This is a genomic window from Nocardiopsis sp. YSL2 (assembly GCF_030555055.1).
Classification (GTDB): domain Bacteria; phylum Actinomycetota; class Actinomycetes; order Streptosporangiales; family Streptosporangiaceae; genus Nocardiopsis.
In genome coordinates, this window is sequence record NZ_JAMOAO010000001.1 from 2,800,035 (window position 1) to 2,817,556 (window position 17,522).

Consider the following 17,522-nt stretch of genomic DNA (forward strand, 5'->3'; position numbering starts at 1 on the left):
GCCCGTCGCCCGCCATCGCCCACCGGGGTGCTGCGCGGGGGTGGGCTACCGCCCTCAACCGAGGCGCTTCGCGCCCAGCCCGCCCGTCGCCCGCCATCGCCCACCGGGGTGCTGCGCGGGGGTGGGCTACCGCCCTCAACCGAGGCGCTTCGCGCCCAGCTCAGTTTGATCGAATCCTGGAGAGCACGCACATGACGACGACGCCCCGATCTGGAGCCGACATCCTGGACCTCGCCCCGGTCATGCCGGTGGTCGTGGTCTCCGACGCCGAGACGGCGGTGCCGCTGGCCCGCGCGCTGGTGGCGGGCGGGCTGCCCGGCATCGAGGTGACCCTGCGGACCCCGGCCGCGCTGGAGGCGATCGAGCGGATCGCCGCCGAGGTGCCCGAGGCCGTCGTGGGCGCGGGCACCGTGGCCACCCCGGACCAGGCGCGGGCGGCGGCGGAGGCGGGTTCCCGCTTCCTGGTCAGCCCCGGCTGCACCCCCGACCTGGCCCAGGGGATGGCCGACACCGGACTGCCCTTCCTGCCGGGTGTGGCCACGGTGTCCGAGGCGCTGGCACTGATGGAGCGCGGGATCACCGCGATGAAGTTCTTCCCGGCCGAGGCGGCGGGCGGTGTCCCGTTCCTGAAGTCGCTGGGCGGCCCCCTGCCCCAGGTGCGGTTCTGCCCGACCGGTGGCATCACGGCCGCGTCGGCACCCACCTACCTGGCGCTGCCCAACGTCGGCTGTGTCGGCGGCAGCTGGCTGACCCCGTCCGACCTGGTGTCGGCGGGCGCGTGGGACAAGGTCGAGGCGCTGGCCCGCGAGGCCGCCGCCCTGCGCGGCTGAGGCGCGAGAGGACCTGAACGGCCGTGTGTCCCCACGAGGGGCGCACGGCCGTTCCCGTTCGCGAAGGCAGACGATACGCGCGGTATGGTTTAGTATGCAGACTACTGCATATTCTTGAGGTGATGTCGTGCTCATCCATCCGTGGGACGCCGCGGTCGGCGACGACGAGTGGCGCACCTGGATCGCTGAGGGCCGCGACTTCGGCCAGCTCGCCGTCAACGGCCCCGCCGGACGCCCGCCGGTGGTCGTCCCCGTCCACGCCGCCCCGGAACCGGGGCGGCTGCTGGTGCACCTGGCCCGGCCCAATCCGGTGTGGAAGGTCCTCTCCGACGGCGACCCGGTGCTCTACACCGTGATCGACGACCACGCCTTCGTTCCGGGGACCCTGCGCGCCCAGCCCGGAACGGACCCGCGCGACGGCGTGCCCACCAGCTACTACGCGGCGGTCCAGTTCACCTGCCGGGCCGAGTTCGTGGACGATCCGACGGACAAGGCCGAGCTGCTCAACGCCCAGATGGCCTACTTCCAGAGCGAGGAGGGCTACGCGCCCGTCACCCCGGACGGGCCCCCGTACGCCCGGCTGCTCTCCGGCATCCGGGGCCTGCGCCTGCACGTGGAGGAGGCCGCCGCCAAGTTCAAGTACGACGACCGGAGACCGACCGAACAGCGCGCGGAGATCGCCGACGGGCTCGTCGCCCGGGACCCGGCCAACGGCGGAGCCGCCCGCCAGCAGCGACGGCGGCTCCGGGAGATCGGTGACTGGGGAGGGCGGCCGTAGGTCACGCGCCTCCGGCACCCGGGGGCGAACCGGGGACGAGGTTCGGGGAACCCGGCCTCAGCGGGCGGGCCGCACGTCCTGGTGCACCGGCATGCGGAAGAAGATCATCGGGTTGTGGGTGCTCGTGCGGACCGGTTCACCCAGGCCCAGGTCCTCCCGCAGCTCCATGAGCGCGGTGTAGGGGGCGGGCGCCTTCTTGCGCGAGACGGTGAGGAAGTCGGTGCCGGTCCGGCGCAGCCACGACAGCACCACGGCCCCCTCGGTCAGCGGCAGGGCCCGCTTGCCGTGGAACACGTCGTGGACGCTCACCGGCGTACCCGGCGCCACCCGGGGGAACAGCTCGTTCAGGTACCACTTCGCGAAGCGGCCGTTGTGCGCGGCGTCCACGAACAGGTAGTCGATCCCCTCGGGAACCTCGGCCATGTTCTGGCGCACGTCGCCCTTGTGGAACTCCCAGCGGCCCAGCGCCAGTTCCTCGGGCACGTTCGCCACCACGTTGTCCACGATGTCGAAGGAGTGCAGCGTCCCCCGGCCGTTGTCGCGCAGCGCCGACAGGATCCAGGTGGTGGACCAGCCGTGGAAGGTGCCCAGCTCCATCACCGTGTCCGGTCGCCGCTCGCGCAGGAGGAGGTAGGTGATCTCCGCCTCCAGGTCGTCCAGCTGGGGGGTCATCCGCCCCTCGGTGCGCCGGAGGAACTCCCGCTGCGCGTCCCGGACCTCCGCCAGCGGACCGCGGTACCTGCGGTACAGGTCGCCGATCAACGACAGGTCGAGGTCCTCCATACCATCCCCTCCCGGGATACGCGGCGCGGTCGCGCGCCGATGCGGAGCCGACGCGTGGTCCACCCTATCGCCGGGCGCGGCGCACGTTCCGTTCCGCCGCGCGGCGTCGACGGCGCCGCCTCCGTGGGGCCGTTCACGCTCCGCGCGACGGAACGCGGGCGGCGATGCAGGCCCGGACGGCGGCGTCGGCAGCGATGTTGGCCGCCCGCCGCAGGTCGGCCGCGGCGGCCCGCTCACGGCTCACGGAGAGCCGGTAGCGCACGGGGTCGCCGGCTTGGCGGGACAGCCGACCAGATGGTCGTCGACCAGCCCGTTGGCCTGGAGATAGGAGTAGACGATGGTGGTGCCGACGAAGTTGAACCCGCGCTTCTTCAGGTCCCTGCCGACGCGGTCCGACAACGGCGTGCTGGCCGGGACCTCGGAGGCGTCCGTGAAGTGGTGGACGACCGGAGTGTGGTCCACCCACCCCCACAGGTAGTCGGCGAAGGTTCCGAACTCCTTCTGCACGCGCAGGAACGCCTGGGCGTTGCGGACGGCGGAGGCGATCTTGAGGCGGTTGCGGATGATCCCGGCGTCCTGGAGGAGGCGGTCGGTGTCGGCCTGTCCGTACTCCGCGATCCGCTGGACGTCGAAGCCGTCCATGGCCGCGCGGTAGTTCTCCCGCTTGTTGAGCACGGTGGACCAGGACAGTCCGGCCTGGGCCCCTTCCAGCACCAGCATCTCGAACAGGTGGCGGTCGTCGTGCGAGGGCCGGCCCCACTCGGTGTCGTGGTAGGCGCGCATGAGTTCCGAGGAGCCCTGCGCCCAGGAACACAGTCGGTCGTCGGTCGGGGGCATGGCGACTCCTCGAAGCGCTGGTGTGCGGTGGTCGTCCCCCATGGTGGCAGCGCCGGCGGACAGTGCGGGGAATGGCGTTGTGGGGCGGGCACCTCCCGGAGGATGATCGAGCCATGACGGATATCGACGCGAGCGCCGACCCGGCGGGCCGGAGCGCCCGGCGGGTGCGCCTCGTGGAACTCGGCGTACCCGCTCTCGCCGCACTGGCCGACGGGGACCTGGCCGCGGCAGGTGAGGCCGCGGGGGCCGAGTTGGGGCCCTACTTCCTCGGCGAGACCTGGTGGTGGCGGCTGCGGCAGTCCCAGCTCCAGGACGATCCGCACCGCGCCGGGTGGCTGGCCCACGCGGCGGTGGACGCCGAGGCCGACGGGCCGAGCGCGGCGGTCGGGTTCGCCAGCTTCCACGGGCCGCCGGACGACCACGGGATGGTCGAGATCGGCTACGCGGTGGCTCCGGAGTTCCGCCGTCGCGGCTACGCCAGGGCCATCGTGGCGGCGTTGATCGTCCGGGCCGCCACGGCCCCGGAGGTCACGACGGTGCGCGCGGCGATCAGCCCGGACAACCCCGCGTCGCTGGCGGTCATCGCCGGATTCGGGTTCGAGCACGTGGGCCAGCAGTGGGAGAAGGCGGACGGCCTGGAGTACCTGTACGAGCGCCCGGTGGTCCTGTCGCCCGGCCGATCCGGAACCTAGACGACAGGTACCTTGACATCAAGGTACCTGTCGGCTCGGGGCAGTGAGGAGAGTGCCACGACCGGAACCTCCCTCGGCGGCGGGGTCCGCGCGCCACGGCTCGCAGGGAAGGCGGAACAGAAACCCGGGGCCTGTCCTTCCCTCCACGGGGTTTCCGCCGTCGGAAGGTGAGACATTCGGGCACGATCTCTGTTCTTCGGTGCGCAAACGTCCAACACCACCCGAAAGTCACGTGACAGTGCGAGTCGGGCGCGATAGAACGGCAGGCAGTGTCCTGGGCGCGCGGACCGGCCGCTGGTGGGCTCCGGCCGTCCCGCCGTGCCCGGCAGCGGTCGTCTCGGCTCGCCACGACGTTTCCCGCCGCCGCAACCGGGGTGGGCCGCCCAGGCCGATGAGCACCGACCCCAGGAGCCGCAGCCTTGACCGACAATCCCTTCTTCGCGCCCAGCACCCTTCCCTACGGACTGCCGGACTTCGCCGCCGTCCGCGAGGAGCACTTCGTCCCGGCGTTCGAGCGGGGTATGGCCGACCACCTGGCCGAAGTCGAGGCGATCGCGAACAGCCCCGAACCGCCGACCTTCGACAACACCCTCGCGGCGCTGGAGCGGTCCGGCCGGATCCTGCACCGCGTCCAGACGGTGTTCGACACGCTGGCCGAGTCCCTCGGCACGGAGGGCATCTGGGAGATCGAGAGGGAGATGGCGCCGAGGCTCGCCCGGCACCGGGACGCGATCACGCTCCACCGTCCCTTGTGGGAGCGGATCAGGCGGGTCACCGCCGCCGACCCCGAGGAGGCACGGCTGCTGGAGCGCTACCGCACGGACTTCGTCAAGGCCGGCGCGGACCTGACCGAGGACCAGCAGGCCCGGCTGCGCGAGCTCAACGGCGAGCTCGCCGAGCTCTCCACGGAGTTCGCCCAGAACGTCCTCAGATCCGCCACCGAGTCCGCGCTCGTCGTCGGGAACGCCGCCGAGCTCGACGGGCTGGACGAGGCCCGGATCCGGGCGATCGAAAAGGACGGCGAGTACGTCCTCCCACTGCTGAACAGCACCGTGCAGCCCGCGCTCGCCCGGCTGACCGACCGCGCCACGCGCGAGCGGCTCTACACCCTCAGCACCGAGCGCGCCCCGGAGAACCTCGCCCTCGCGGCCCGGATGGCGACTCTGCGCGCCGAGCGCGCCGTGCTGCTCGGCTACCCCGACCACGCCGCGTACAAGGTCGCCGACCAGACGGCGAGGACCGTCGACGCGGTGGAGGAGCGGCTCGGACAGCTCGTCGGCCCTGCCGTCCGCAACGCCCTGAAGGAGGCCGAGGCACTGGCCGAGCAGGCCGGCCACGCCATCGAGCCCTGGGACTGGTCCTTCTACACCGAGAAGGTCCGCCAGGCGCGCTACGACATCGACAAGGACGCCCTGCGGCCCTTCTTCGAGCTGAACCGGGTCTACGAGGACGGGGTCTTCCTCGCCGCCGCCCTGTTGTACGGCGTCACCCTCACCGAGCGGCACGACCTGCACGGCTACCACCCCGACGTACGCGTGTGGGAGGTCTTCGACGAGGACGGCACCGCACTCGGGCTCTTCCTGCTCGACCCCTACGCCCGCCCGACCAAGCGGGGCGGCGCCTGGATGCACAACCTGGTCGAGCAGTCGTTCCTGCTGGACGAGCGCCCGGTGGTCGTCAACAACCTCAACATCGCCAAGCCGGAGACCGGGCCGACCCTGCTGACCCTGGACGAGGTCCGGACGGCCTTCCACGAGTTCGGCCACGCCCTCCACGGCCTGTTCTCGTCGGTCCGCTTCCCCCGGCTCGAAGGCACCAACGTGCCGCGCGACTTCGTGGAGTACCCGTCCCAGGTCAACGAGATGTGGATGTTCTGGCCGGAGATCCTCGCCGGCTACGCCAGGCACCACGAGACCGGGGAGCCGCTTCCGGGCGACCTCGTCGCGAAGCTGACCGAGGCCCAGACGTTCAACCAGGGCTTCGCGATGGTGGAGTACCTCGCGGCCGCCCTGCTCGACTGGTCCTGGCACCGCATCGGCGCCGACGAGGACCTGGACCCGCCCGCGTTCGAGGCGCGCGCGCTGGAGCGGTGGGGCCTGGACCTCGACCAGGTGCGCCCGCGCTACCGCACCGCCTACTTCCTGCACATCTTCTCCGGCGACTACCACGCGGGCTACTACTCCTACGTGTGGAGCCAGGTCTTCGACGCCGAGAGCGTGGAGTGGTTCACCGCCAACGGCGGACCGACCAGGGAGAACGGTGACCGCTTCCGGGAGCTGGTGCTGGCGCGCGGCGGGAGCGTCGACCCCCTGGACGCCTTCCGCGAGTTCCTCGGCCGCGACGCGGAGATGGGCCCGCTGCTGCGCCGCAAGGGCCTGGAGTAGCACCGGCGGGCGCCTCCCGCCCCAGGGCGACCGGGCGAGCGGGGTCGAGAAGCCGGGCCGGACGGCGCCCGCCACGCCCGCGTCGGGGAGGCGCCGCACGGTACGCCCTGCCGGTGGCGTCAGGCTCCGGGGATGCCGACGGCGCGCGCCGCCGCGCGTGCCACGCGTTCCAGGTGCGCCTCGCGTGCGTCGATGATGTTGGCGTAGTGGCCGAAGAGCTCGAAGCCGACCGTTCCGAACAGTGTGGTCCACCCGTCGATGACCCCGAGCGCCATCTCCGGCGGGGCACCGGTGAGCATCGCGGCCTGCTCGGGCTCCAGGTCGGCGGCGATGCGCTCGATACGCGCCACGATGTCGTCTCGCAGCTCCGGCGGCACCGGCGGCAGGTCCGCGGGGGCCAGGCCCGGCCCCTGGCGGGCATCGTGAGCGATGCGCGTGAGCAGCAGCACGACGCGGGTGGCCGGTTCGGTGGTGTCCCGCGGTGCCGCGTAACCCGGTACCGGTGAGCCGTAGATGAGGGCGTACTCGTGCGGATGGGCCAGCGCCCAGGCGCGTACCGCCCGGAAGACGGCGATCCAGCGCCCGGCGTGGTCGTCGCGGGCGACGGCGGACTCCGCCTTCTGCGCCGCGTCCCCCGCTCCTTCGTAGGCCGCGACGATGAGCGCCGTCAGCAGCGCGTCCCGGTTCGGGAAGTACCGGTAGACCGCCGACGCGGCCATGCCGAGTTCGCGCGTGACGGCGCGTACCGACAGGCCCGCCGCGCCGCGCTCGGCGAGATGGCGGCGCGCGACCTCGGTGATCTCGGCGACGTACTCGGCGCGAACGCGGTCTCGGATGCCAACCATGCGGCGAGTCTGCCACGAAAGATCAGTGATGTGAAGTGTGAACAGTGATCTTGACTGGAGGGTCTTCATCGTGGAACGCTGATCTTGTGCGAGATCACTGTTCTCGCCAATGTCGAGAAGGGTCCACCATGTCTTTCCACGTCATCGTCGGTGCGGGTGCGCTCGGCACCTCCCTGGCCCTGCAGCTCGCGGAGAGGGGTACCGAGGTCCGGATCATCACCCGCTCCGGAGGCGGCCCCGAGCACCCGTCGGTCGAGCGGGTGCGGGCCGACGCCACCGACGCGGCCGAGCTCATCCGGCTCACGCGCGGCGCCGCCGTCCTCTACAACTGCGCCAACCCGCCCTCCTACGAGATGTGGGAACGGCTCTGGCCCCCGCTGGCCGCCTCCCTGCTGGAGGCCGCCGAGCGGACCGGGGCGGTCCTGGCCATCGGCGGCAACCTCTACGGCTACGGCCCGGTCCAGGGGCCGATCCACCGCGACCTGCCCCTGGCCGCCACCGACCACAAGGGGCGGTTGCGCGCGCGGATGTGGGCGGACGCGCTGGCCCGGCACGAGGCGGGCGCGGTCCGGGTGACGGAGGTGCGCGCCTCGGACTACATGGGTGCCATGAACCCGATGAACAGCTACCCCGAGTTCTACGCCGACCAGGCGCGTACCCGGCGGCGCGTGTTCACCTTCGCCGACCCCGACCAGGTGCACAGCGTCACCTACGTCCCGGACGTCGCCCGCACGCTGGCCGCTGTGGCCACCGACGAGCGGGCGTGGGGGCTGGGCTGGCACGTGCCCTCGCCCAGGGCTCGCACGGTGCGGGAGACGGTCGCCGACCTGGCGCGGGAGTTCGGTGCGGACCACCCCTCCGTGTCGAAGATCCCGCGGCCGCTGCTCAGGGCGGCCTTCCCGTTCTCACCGTTCCTCCGGGAGGTGGGGGAGCTGCTCTACCAGTGGGACGCTCCCTACGTCATCGACGCCGACGTGACCACCGAGACCTTCGGGATCGAGGCGACCCCGTGGGAGGAGGTCGTGCGCGCGACGGCCGCGGGGCTCACCTCGCGTGCCCGTGCCGCCCGCTCCGGCGGCGTCGGCACCTCGGCCCGTTCGTCGTGACGGCGCTCCCGGGGCGGGCCGTGGAGGGATCGAGGAAGAACTGGCGCGGGGCCGACGGGCGCCGGTCCGGGTCCCGCGGGGCGTCCGAGGGCAGGTGTTCGATCCCCCGGCCACGGCCGCGTGACCTCGGGGAAGTCCCCGGCATGGTCCTAGAATCGGTTGCTGAGGGGGAGGTGGACGACCATGGTGCAGGAGTCTGACCCGCGAGACACGGAGGCCGTCGCCTGCGCGGCGATCGAGGAGTTCCTCGTGGGCCGTCTGGAGAAGACGCTGAGCGTGTACCGCAGAGCGCGACAGGCGGACGGGGCCGCGCGGGGCGCGGGGGAGGCCATGGCGGAACTGCACGCCGAAGACCTGACCGCGTGGCAGGAGCACGGATACCTCAGTCACGCGAACGCCGCCACCGTCGTCGGCGAGTTCTATGAACGGCGCATCGCCAAGGCTGCCCGCGCGCTGCGGCAGGCACCGAGGAACACCGGTCGTCGGGAGCGTTGCCGGGCCCGGTACCACTCGCTGCGGCACGAGAGGGCGGCCGTCGAGACCTGGTTGGTCGCCCAGGGGTGGGACCTGGAACTCCGGGCCGCCGACCACGGGACCGAGCGGGGCGTGGCCGGCCACCGCTGGACGTCCGCCCGCCGCTGAGAACGCGCCAGCGTAGTGCGGATACAGAGATACTCGATTTTCGAGATTATTTCCGCGGCCACGTGGAATGACGCTGTGTGAGGCGCCGGTGTCCCGATCCCGGGGCGCCGGCGTACGGCGATCTCGAGAGGAGGGCAGGCGTGACGATCGCACCGCGAGAACGGCGGCACGGCGGCGCCACCGCCCTGGCGGGCCTGGTGGTGTTCGTGTCGGCGGTGGCGGCCACCGCCCTGGCGGGCGTACTCCTGAGTCCTGACACCGCCCAGGAGTACGCGCGGCTCGACCAGCCGGACTGGGCGCCCCCGTCCTGGCTGTTCGGCCCCGTGTGGACGACCCTCTACGCCATGATCGCCCTGGCGGGCTGGCTGGTGTGGCGGCGCTTCGGCTGGAGGGAGGCGCGCCCGGCGCTCTCGCTGTTCGCACTGCAGCTACTGCTCAACGCCGCGTGGAGCCCTCTGTTCTTCACCCTGGGGCTGCGCGGCATCGCCTTCGCCGACATCGTCGTGCTCTGGGTGGTCCTGTCCGCGACGATCGCCCTCTTCGCGAGGCTCTCGCGACCGGCGGCCTGGCTCCTGGTCCCCTACTGGGCGTGGACGACCTTCGCCGCACTGCTGAGCTTCACGATGTGGCGGCTCAACCTCGGGGCGTAGGCCGGGTGCCGTGCGGATGCCTCCGGACACGAAAAAAGACCTGGGGAGTTCCGCGATGCGGAAAGCCCCAGGTCGAAGCGCGGAGGATATGGGATTTGAACCCGGGGGTTCGCTCCCCCACCCGCATGATCAGAGCGAAGACCAGGGTTATATCGTTCCGTGTGGTATCGCGCTATGACGTTTCCTATGGTCAGGGCCTAGCGTCCCTGATGTTGTGTGGCGCCTCCTGCCGGCGCGTGCCATCTGGTCGGCATTTTCCTTATGAGAACGTCCCGGGGGCCTGGGCCGCGCGGCCCAGGCCCCCATCATCTCAGGAAGCCCTCGTCCCCATCAGTAGCCCCTCTGGCCTGTGGCGTCGCCACGGCGGTATGGCACCGACCCTCGTTCTCCGGCGAAAGTCTCGCCGCGATCGAGGCAGCTCCGAGAATCTGGATGTCCTTCATCAACCAGGGGGACAGTCCGGTCAGTTCGTGGATCCTGCGCAGGCGATAGTCCAGCGTATTGGGGTGGATGTGGAGTTGTCGTGCGACGTTGGCACGCTCCCTGCCGTGCTCCAGATATGACAGGAGCGTTTCCATCAACGGGGCGCCCGCGAGCGTGAGCGGCACGAGTCGGCCCGCGAGTAGTTCGGCGAGGTCCGGTGAACGCATGAGAGCGATTTCTATCGGTATGTCTTCGGTTCGGTAGACACCCGGTGAGTACCCCAGCCGTTCCACCACACGTATGACCATTTCAAGGTCGTCCACGGTGGTGCCGATCCGGTTGTGCCCGGTTGCGGATCCGAAGGCGGCGCAGCGTCGTTCACCGGTCGCCTCGATCCAGGCGGAAGCTTGCGCGATCAGGCTCTCCAACGCCTCGGGGTGGGCGCTTTCCGTGACAGGGATCAGAGTGACCGAGTAGCCGCCGTGGACGAATGACCGGGAGGTGCCCCAGTGTTCGACGGGGGCGAGGGGCTGTGTGATCGGGAAGCCGAGACCACCCAACGGGTTCAGCTCCGAGGGGTCCGGCTTCATCATGATAACCAAGTGATAGTCGGCATCCTGCGCGGGGTATCCGCGGGTACCGAGAACGGATGGCCAGGTTAGGCCAACATGTGATCTTGGGAGGAAGTCTTGCCGCTGCAAAGAAGAGCCCTTTCCCTGGTAAGGGGCGCGGACGGTGCGCGATGGGATCCCAGGCTGGGAGTATTCCGTTGGAGGGTGCTCAGAGGCAGTCCTCGACCGTAGCGATAGTACACACTGTTATGGTTTGGTTTCCATGGGTGGTGATCCCTCGTTCACCAGGATCCGCTCGATCATGAGCGCCTGCTCGGCCAGGGTCGGATTGTTGAAGATGTCGGCCACCTTCACTGGGGAATCGGTCCAACGGCTGACCAGCCCGGCCAACACGATCGCGTGCAGGGAGTTTCCCCCGAGGTCGAAGAAGTCGTCGGACACGTCGCTCGGCAGCTCGCCGAGGCGCTGTTCCCACAGCGTGGCTAGTTCGGTTTCGAGCAGGCCCGAAGGCGGGCGCAGACGAGGCCGTGTGGTGATCAGACCCGTCTCCAGGCGGGGAAGGGCAGCAGCGTCGATCTTTCCGGAGGGAAGGCGGGGCCAGCCGGTGACGGGTACCAGGGCCTCCGGGATCGACGCCGGGAGGAGTCTGTCCAGGAGGAAGCGGCGTAGTTCCGCGGCAGACGGTGGCGTCGCGGAGTTCAGGAGCAGGTAACCGGCGAGGACCGGCTTCCCGTGGTCGCGCTCGCGTTGCACCACGAGCGCTTCGTCGATCTGGGGGTGGCAGGTGAGTGCGGCCTCGACCTCAGCTGGTTCGATGCGGACGCCGCGCACCTTGATCTGCCGGTCGGCTCTGCCGAGGAGTTCGAGTGAGCCGTCCCTGCTCCGCACGGCGAGATCGCCCGTGCGGTAGACGCGGAGCCCGGGCGTGCCTGGTGCCGGGGCGAACCGCAACGCTGTCATCGCTGCGTCTGCCTGGTAGCCCTGGGCCAAGCAGGCGCCGCCGATGGCCAGCTCGCCCACGGTGCCGTCCGGCACGGTGCCGCCGTCCTCATGGAGCACGTGTACGGTCACACCGGACAGGGGCGTACCCACCGGCACGCGGCCTGTTTCGCGGCCGGTCACCAGGTGAGTGGTGGCATCCGCGCAGACTTCCGTCGAACCGTAGATGTTGCGGATGCGGGCGTTCGGCAGCTGGTCGTGTAGGGCGTGAGCGAGGGAGGCGCGCAAGGGCTCGCCGCTCAGATGCCACGTGCGCAGGTTCGGCAGCACCGCGGCGAGGTCGGTGCCCGTGCGGAGGATTTCCGCCAGGAGGGTCGGAACCAGCGTCAATTTCGTGACGTTGCTGCGCGACAGGACGGCGATGAGGTCTTCGGGCGCCTGGACGCGCTCGGGGACGATCACGGTGGGGACGCCCCTGAGCAGGCCGTCGAACAGTTCGGCGATGGAGTCCACGAAGCCGATCGGTGTGCGCATCGCGAAGACCTCGTCAGGGCCTGCGGGCTCCTCGCGGGTGGACCAGTCGAGGCGGTTCATGATCGCCGTGTGCGGCAACGCCACTGCTTTGGGCTGTCCAGTGCTTCCGGAGGTGAAGACGACGGCGGCGGTGCGCCCGGGGTCGGGGGAGACCGCGGGTACCCAGCCCGGCGCGGGCGGTGAGCTGACGTCCAGCGCGACCGTCCCTGAGGGCACGGGGAGTCGGGCGGTGTTTCCCAGAGCCACGGGCCCGGCCGCGGCGCTGAGCAGGGTGCGCAGGCGTTCCCGTGGTTGGGAAGGGTCCATGGGAGCGTAGGACGCCCCCAGCCTCAGGACGGCGAGAACGGCGGCTGCGTAGGCGGGTGTCCGTTCCAGGCACACGGGTACGACCGTGCCTTCTGACACTCCGTGCGCAGCCAGGTGCGCGGACAGGCGCGCGACGTCCTCGGCGAGATCGGCGTAGCGGACCGCCTCGCCCTCCCAGCGCAGCGCTTCCGCGCGGGGCGTGTGCTGTGCTTGGCGCGTGAACCGGTCGAACAGGTCGGATTCCTCGTCGATCAGGTCGTGTGAGGTGTCCTGGACGCGGGGTGTCTCGGCTGCGCGCAGCCGGTCCAGTGGGGAGGCCGGAGCGTGGGGGGAAGAGGCCATATGGCGTAGGGCTTCTTCGTAGTACCCGGCGATGCCGTCCATGTGCGCGTCGCTCAGACCCGCGTCGGAGAACTCCAGGAACAACCCCACCCCGCCGCTGAGTACGTCGCGTCGGAACTGCGCGGTGAGACGGTGGTAGGTCTGGTCGGTGGCGCGCAAGGAGAGCAACTGTGGACCGCTGTCGTGTGTGCGGTGTTCGTAGGGCCGGAAGTGGGTGTAGTTGAACGTGGTGTCGAAGGGGGTGTCGATCCGGGCATCCTGCAGCATCTGGGCGTAGGGGTAGCCGCGGTGGGTGAGGGCGCCGGCCTCGGCGGCGTGGACTCTGCGGATGTCGTCGACCGTGGACCCGGTTCCCACGTTGACCCGGATCGGTGTGGTGTTCAGGAACATGCCGACCGCAGCGGCGCCGTGGGCGTTCTCCGGACGACTGTTGGCCATCAGGCCGGTCAGGACGTCACGTCGGCCGGTCAGCAACGACACGACCTGGACATGCGCGGCCATGAGGACGGACTTGAGCGGGACCGCCAGGGACTCGGCCAGTGCTTGGAGCCCGTCGGAGGTCTCTGCCGTGACCCGCACAGGGCGTACTTCGTACCCGGAGGAGGAGCGTCCGGGCAGGCCGGCGGGGGGCGGGTCGGAGAGGACACCGAGCCAGTAGTCCCGGGCCCCGGGGTCCTTGCAGGCGGCGGACTCCAGGAGCAGGAAATCGGTCTGGGCGCGTACGGGCTCTGGCTGGGGGAGGGGCCCCATGGCCAGTTCCCGGTAGTTGTCGAGCAGTTCGTTGACCGCCAGGGCGACGCTCCAGCCGTCGAGGAAGGGCTCGGTCAGGGTGAGCTGGAACTCGTCATCGGACATCAGGTGGGCGGTGAGCACCAGCAGAGGGGGACACTGCCAGTCGAAGGAGCGGTCGCGCTCGACGGTGAACCACTGGTCGAACGCGGTGCGTTGGTGTGACGGGTCCAGTTCCCGCAGGTCGACAACGGTGAGAGCGTCCGGTATGTGCGTGTGGACCAACTGGAGGGGCTCGTCGAAGGACGTGACGTCGATCGAGCTGCGCAGGAAGGGGTGGCGGTCTACCAGCGCTTTGAGGGCCGCTCTCATGCGCGACGCGTCGAACTCTCCCCGGAGCCGCAAGGAGGTGGTGTAGACCCGGTAGTCGGGGTTGGCCGTGGACTCGTAGTAGAGCCCAGCGAGCAGCCGGGAGAGGGGGAAGGCATCCTCCACTCCTGCAGGGAGGCGTGTGCGGACGGAGGGGGGGACCAGGGCGAAGGGCGCTGTGTCGGTCGGCACCTGGGATGTGTCGATGTCGTCGGCCACGGCTGCCATGGCCGTGAGCACGGGGTTCTGGAAGACCTTTTCCACGGTGAGTTCGAGACCGGCCGCGCGCGCGGCGGAAACGAGGTCGATGCTGAGGATCGAGTCGCCGCCCAGGAGGAAGAAGTCGTCGCGCGGGCTGCGCGGGGGCACGCCCAGCGTCCGCTCCCACAGCTGGGCGAGCAGTGTCTCGCGGTCGGTCCATGCCTGGTCGCCCTCGTCCTCGTCGGGACCACGAGGACTGTCGGGTTGGGGCAGCGCTGAACGGTCGACCTTCCCGGAGGGCAGAAGCGGAAAGTGCGGCAGCACCGTCCACTGCGTGGGGACCATGTACTCGGGCAGCCACTGAGCGAGTGCGTCCCGGGTCGTCTGAACCACGTGCGGGTCCTCTTGTGAGCAGGTCAGGTAGGCGACCAGCACGGGTTTTCCGGACGGGCCCGTCCAGAGTGCAGCGACGGCTTGGCGGACTCCGGGGACCCGCTCGATCGCACTCTCCACCTCGCTCAGTTCGATCCGGAAGCCGCGGAGCTTGACCTGGCCGTCATTGCGCCCGAGGAACTCGATGGATCCGTCGGTGAGCCGTCGGCCCAGGTCGCCCGTGCGGTACAACCGTGCGCCGGGCTCTCCGAGGGGAGAAGGGACGAACCTGTCGGCGGTGAGTTCGGGTCGCCCTACGTAACCTCGGGCGAGCCCGATGCCGCCAATGTGGAGTTCACCGATCACGCCCGGGGGGAGGAGTTCCCCGCGTGGTCCCAGTACGTGCACCGAGACACCGCTGATGGGACGTCCGATGGGGACGGTGTCCCCATCGGAGGAGGGGTCCACGCACTCATGGGCGGTGACGTCGATGGCTGCTTCGGTGGGCCCGTACAGGTTGTGCAGGCGGGCATCGCACAGGCGCGTGAAGTCCTCACGCAGCCCTGCGGTGAGTGCCTCTCCACTGCACACGACGTGTCTGACCCCGGTGAGGGAGCGTGCCTGGTCGGCTGTCAGGAAGGCGCGCAGCATCGAGGGGACGAAGTGGAGGACGGTGACGCCCTCCTGCTGGATGATCCTGCCGAGGTATGCGGGGTCGCGGTGTCCACCGGGCGCTGCGACCGCCAGTGTCGCGCCGACAGTGAGCGGCCACAGCAGCTCCCAGACCGACACGTCGAAGCTGAGCGGGGTCTTCTGGAGCACGGTATCGGTCGCGTCGAGGGGGTAGGCCCGCTGCATCCAGGCCAGCCGGTTGTTCAGCGCTTCATGGGTGTTCATCACTCCCTTGGGCCGCCCAGTCGACCCCGATGTGAAGATCACGTAGGCGAGTGAGGCCTGGGGCGGGGCGGGCAGGTCATCGGTGCCCGCCGTCGAGGCCGCGGTGAGTTCGGCGAGAGGGATGGGTACGGGGCCGGGCGGAGGGGTCACCTGTGCGGTGTCGACAACGACGGCGACCGGGCGAGCGTCCTCGACCATTGCCTGGAGCCGGGCGGAGGGCAGGGAGGGATCCAGGGGCAGGTAGGCGCCGCCTGAACGAAGAATGGCCAGCACCGCGATGATGAGATCGGGCGAGCGGTCGGCGTGAACGCCGACGATGTCGTCGGTCCCCACACCCAGGGCACGTAGTCGATGGGCTGCGGCGCGGACGCGAGCGTCGAGTTCGGCGTAGGTCAGTGACACCTGCGCCATGCGAACGGCGACGCGGCCGGGGTGGCGGTGGGCGATGGCGGCGACCGACTCGGCCACGCCCGTGGTGACCTTCTCGGGGACGGCGCCTGTGCCCAGGGACAGGGCCTGGGCTGCCTCGTCCTCGGGCATCAGGGCGAGGCGGGAGATGGGCTGGTCCGGGGCGGTGAGCATCTGGCGCAGCAGATGTTCCAAGTGCCGAAGGATCCGCCGTGCCGTGTCCTCTTCGAACAGGTCCCGTTGGGCCCAGAGCATGATCGCCATCTCGTCGCCGTCGGGGCGCAGGTACAGCTCCAAGTCGAAGCGGGCCGCGCCCGTGTCGACGATGAACAGCTCTGCTCGGATCCCCGCGGCCTCGGGCAGCGGCTGGGCCTTGCCGTTGTAGCCGATGAGTACTTGGAAGAGGGGGTGGTGGGCGGTGGTGCGGGTGAGCCCCAGGGACTGGACCAGCTTGTCGAAGCGAAGCCGGTGGTGCCCGGTCCCGGTGAGGATCTCCTTGCGTACTCGGGCCAGCAGGTCGAGCACGGTCGGGTCGTCCCCCGACTGGACGCGTTGCAGGAGGGTGCTGATGTGCGGTCCCACGACATCCGCTTGCTCTGGACGCAACCGGCCGGCGAAGGGGTAGCCGACTGTGATGTCGTCCTGTCCGGAATAGCGGGCCAGCAGGATGTGCAGCGCCGCACTGAAGAGCATGAAGGGGGTGATGTGCCGGCTGCGGGCGAACGCTTCGAGCCGCGCGGTCAGTTCGGCGCGCAGGCGGTGCTCGACCGGGCGGCCCTGGAAGGTCGGCGCGCTCGGCCTGGGGTGGTCCGTCGGCAGGGCCAGGAGCGCGGGCGCGTCCGCCATCCGCTTCTGCCAGTAGGCGTGGTGGCGGGCCGTCTGGGTGGCGGCCTGCTCGCCGAACTGGTCGGCGATGAAAGCGCGGTAGTCCGATCGGGGCGCTGGTGGGTAGTCCGTCGCACTCTCCCGGACCCGTGCGTAGACGTTCAGCAGGGTCCGGTTGATGACGGGAAGGGACAGGCCGTCCGTCACCAGGTGGTGCATCGGCATGAGCAGGACGTGGTCGTCAGGTGCCAGACGCATCAATGTGGGGCGGAAGAGGGGGTCGTGTGCGAGGTCGAACGGTTCGGCCATCACCTCCCGGGCACAGCTGAGCCCTGTGGATTCGCGTTGCGCGGAAGGCACCCCCGTCAGATCGATCACCGGTAGTTCCGGAGCCGACGCGGGGGCGATGCGTTGTACGACCTGTGTGCCCACGGTCAGGACGGAGGCGCGCAGCATGGGATGGTGGGCGACGAGGTGTTCCAGCGCCGTCCGCAGGGCCGCGGTGTCGAGGGGGCCGCGCAGTCGCAGCGCGTGGGGTACGGTCGAGACCGCCTGGGCGCCCTCCTGGTGGGAGGCGAAGTACATGCGCTGTTGCGTCCAGGACAGGGGGAGAACCGTACTGCCCGCAGGAACGGTGGCCTGGGCCCGGCGCAGTACCCGCAGTAGTTGGGCGTCGAGCGAGGTGGAGCGTTCGGGCAGCAGCGCGTGGTCCACACCCTCGGGTACGTCGACGTGGAGCGTCCCGTCGCGGTCGGACAACTGCACGCCCGACTCGCAGTAGCGGGCCAGCGCGGTGAGCGCGGGGGCGCCCTCTTCGGAGTGGGTCATGTCGGGCCCTTCGCGCTCAGGCGTTCACGGAGTGACCGCGGTCTTTGGTCCGTCCAGTTCACGGCGATCCAGTCCAGACACTGGCGCCGGCTTCCGCTCACCCCCACAGGGCGCCAGCCCGGGGGGCAGGCGGCCCCGACGGGCCACAGCGAGTACTGCTCCTCGTCGTTGACCACCACGGTGTGTGCGTCGTTCGGGTCCTGCTCCATGTGAGCACTCCCTTTCTCGTC

General features: G+C 70.3%; 13 protein-coding genes. 7 read left to right on the plus strand and 6 right to left on the minus strand.

Going from position 1 to position 17,522, the window contains the following annotated elements; all coding sequences use genetic code 11:
* Positions 1-191 precede the first annotated feature (191 nt).
* Both eda and M1P99_RS12150 read left to right on the plus strand, forming a co-directional pair.
* The gene (eda, locus tag M1P99_RS12145; RefSeq protein WP_304452750.1) at positions 192-830 is read left to right on the plus strand and encodes a bifunctional 4-hydroxy-2-oxoglutarate aldolase/2-dehydro-3-deoxy-phosphogluconate aldolase; all 639 of its coding nucleotides are present in this window, start codon (positions 192-194) and stop codon (positions 828-830) included.
* Between the two features lie 127 nt (positions 831-957).
* Positions 958-1,608 (plus strand): FMN-binding negative transcriptional regulator, encoded by a 651-nt coding sequence (locus M1P99_RS12150; RefSeq protein WP_304452751.1) that lies wholly within the window; start codon positions 958-960, stop codon positions 1,606-1,608.
* Between the two features lie 57 nt (positions 1,609-1,665).
* Here the strand turns inward: M1P99_RS12150 and M1P99_RS12155 are convergent, their stop codons facing one another.
* On the minus strand, positions 1,666-2,391 hold the full coding sequence (locus M1P99_RS12155) for a class I SAM-dependent methyltransferase (RefSeq protein ID WP_304452752.1): 726 nt from the start codon (positions 2,389-2,391) through the stop codon (positions 1,666-1,668).
* A 240-nt stretch (positions 2,392-2,631) separates the two neighbouring features.
* The gene (locus M1P99_RS12160; RefSeq protein WP_304452753.1) at positions 2,632-3,228 is read right to left on the minus strand and encodes a DNA-3-methyladenine glycosylase I; all 597 of its coding nucleotides are present in this window, start codon (positions 3,226-3,228) and stop codon (positions 2,632-2,634) included.
* 113 nt (positions 3,229-3,341) lie between these two features.
* Here M1P99_RS12160 and M1P99_RS12165 point away from each other — a divergent pair, with 113 nt between their 5' ends.
* Both M1P99_RS12165 and M1P99_RS12170 read left to right on the plus strand, forming a co-directional pair.
* A complete protein-coding gene (locus M1P99_RS12165; RefSeq protein WP_304452754.1) occupies positions 3,342-3,920 on the plus strand; it encodes a GNAT family N-acetyltransferase in 579 nt (192 codons plus the stop codon).
* A gap of 419 nt (positions 3,921-4,339) precedes the next feature.
* Complete coding sequence (locus tag M1P99_RS12170) at positions 4,340-6,304, plus strand: M3 family metallopeptidase (protein ID WP_304452755.1); 1,965 nt, start codon at positions 4,340-4,342, stop codon at positions 6,302-6,304.
* A 119-nt stretch (positions 6,305-6,423) separates the two neighbouring features.
* Here M1P99_RS12170 and M1P99_RS12175 read toward each other — a convergent pair whose 3' ends face one another.
* Positions 6,424-7,149: a TetR/AcrR family transcriptional regulator gene (locus M1P99_RS12175; RefSeq protein WP_304452756.1), complete on the minus strand. Its 726-nt coding sequence runs from the start codon at positions 7,147-7,149 to the stop codon at positions 6,424-6,426.
* Positions 7,150-7,277: 128 nt separating this feature from the next.
* Here M1P99_RS12175 and M1P99_RS12180 point away from each other — a divergent pair, with 128 nt between their 5' ends.
* The 3 genes from M1P99_RS12180 to M1P99_RS12190 all read left to right on the plus strand — a co-directional run bounded on the left by M1P99_RS12180 (position 7,278) and on the right by M1P99_RS12190 (position 9,547).
* Positions 7,278-8,255 carry an NAD-dependent epimerase/dehydratase family protein gene (locus M1P99_RS12180; protein WP_304452757.1) on the plus strand — a complete coding sequence of 326 codons (978 nt, stop codon included), beginning with the start codon at positions 7,278-7,280 and terminating at the stop codon, positions 8,253-8,255.
* 183 nt (positions 8,256-8,438) lie between these two features.
* Positions 8,439-8,897, plus strand: coding sequence for a hypothetical protein (locus M1P99_RS12185; RefSeq protein WP_304452758.1), 459 nt, complete (start codon positions 8,439-8,441; stop codon positions 8,895-8,897).
* Between the two features lie 140 nt (positions 8,898-9,037).
* Entirely contained in the window at positions 9,038-9,547 is a 510-nt protein-coding gene (locus M1P99_RS12190) for a TspO/MBR family protein (protein ID WP_304452759.1), read from the plus strand.
* A gap of 305 nt (positions 9,548-9,852) precedes the next feature.
* Here M1P99_RS12190 and M1P99_RS12195 read toward each other — a convergent pair whose 3' ends face one another.
* The 3 genes from M1P99_RS12195 to M1P99_RS12205 form a co-directional block, all read right to left on the minus strand.
* Positions 9,853-10,563, minus strand: a complete 711-nt coding sequence (locus tag M1P99_RS12195) for a CdaR family transcriptional regulator (RefSeq protein ID WP_304452760.1) — start codon at positions 10,561-10,563, stop codon at positions 9,853-9,855.
* A gap of 225 nt (positions 10,564-10,788) precedes the next feature.
* The gene (locus tag M1P99_RS12200; protein WP_304452761.1) at positions 10,789-17,292 is read right to left on the minus strand and encodes a non-ribosomal peptide synthetase; all 6,504 of its coding nucleotides are present in this window, start codon (positions 17,290-17,292) and stop codon (positions 10,789-10,791) included.
* Positions 17,289-17,501, minus strand: a complete 213-nt coding sequence (locus tag M1P99_RS12205; protein ID WP_304452762.1) for an MbtH family NRPS accessory protein — start codon at positions 17,499-17,501, stop codon at positions 17,289-17,291. Before M1P99_RS12205 ends, M1P99_RS12200 begins: the two co-directional genes overlap by 4 nt.
* Between the last annotated feature and the right edge of the window lie 21 nt (positions 17,502-17,522).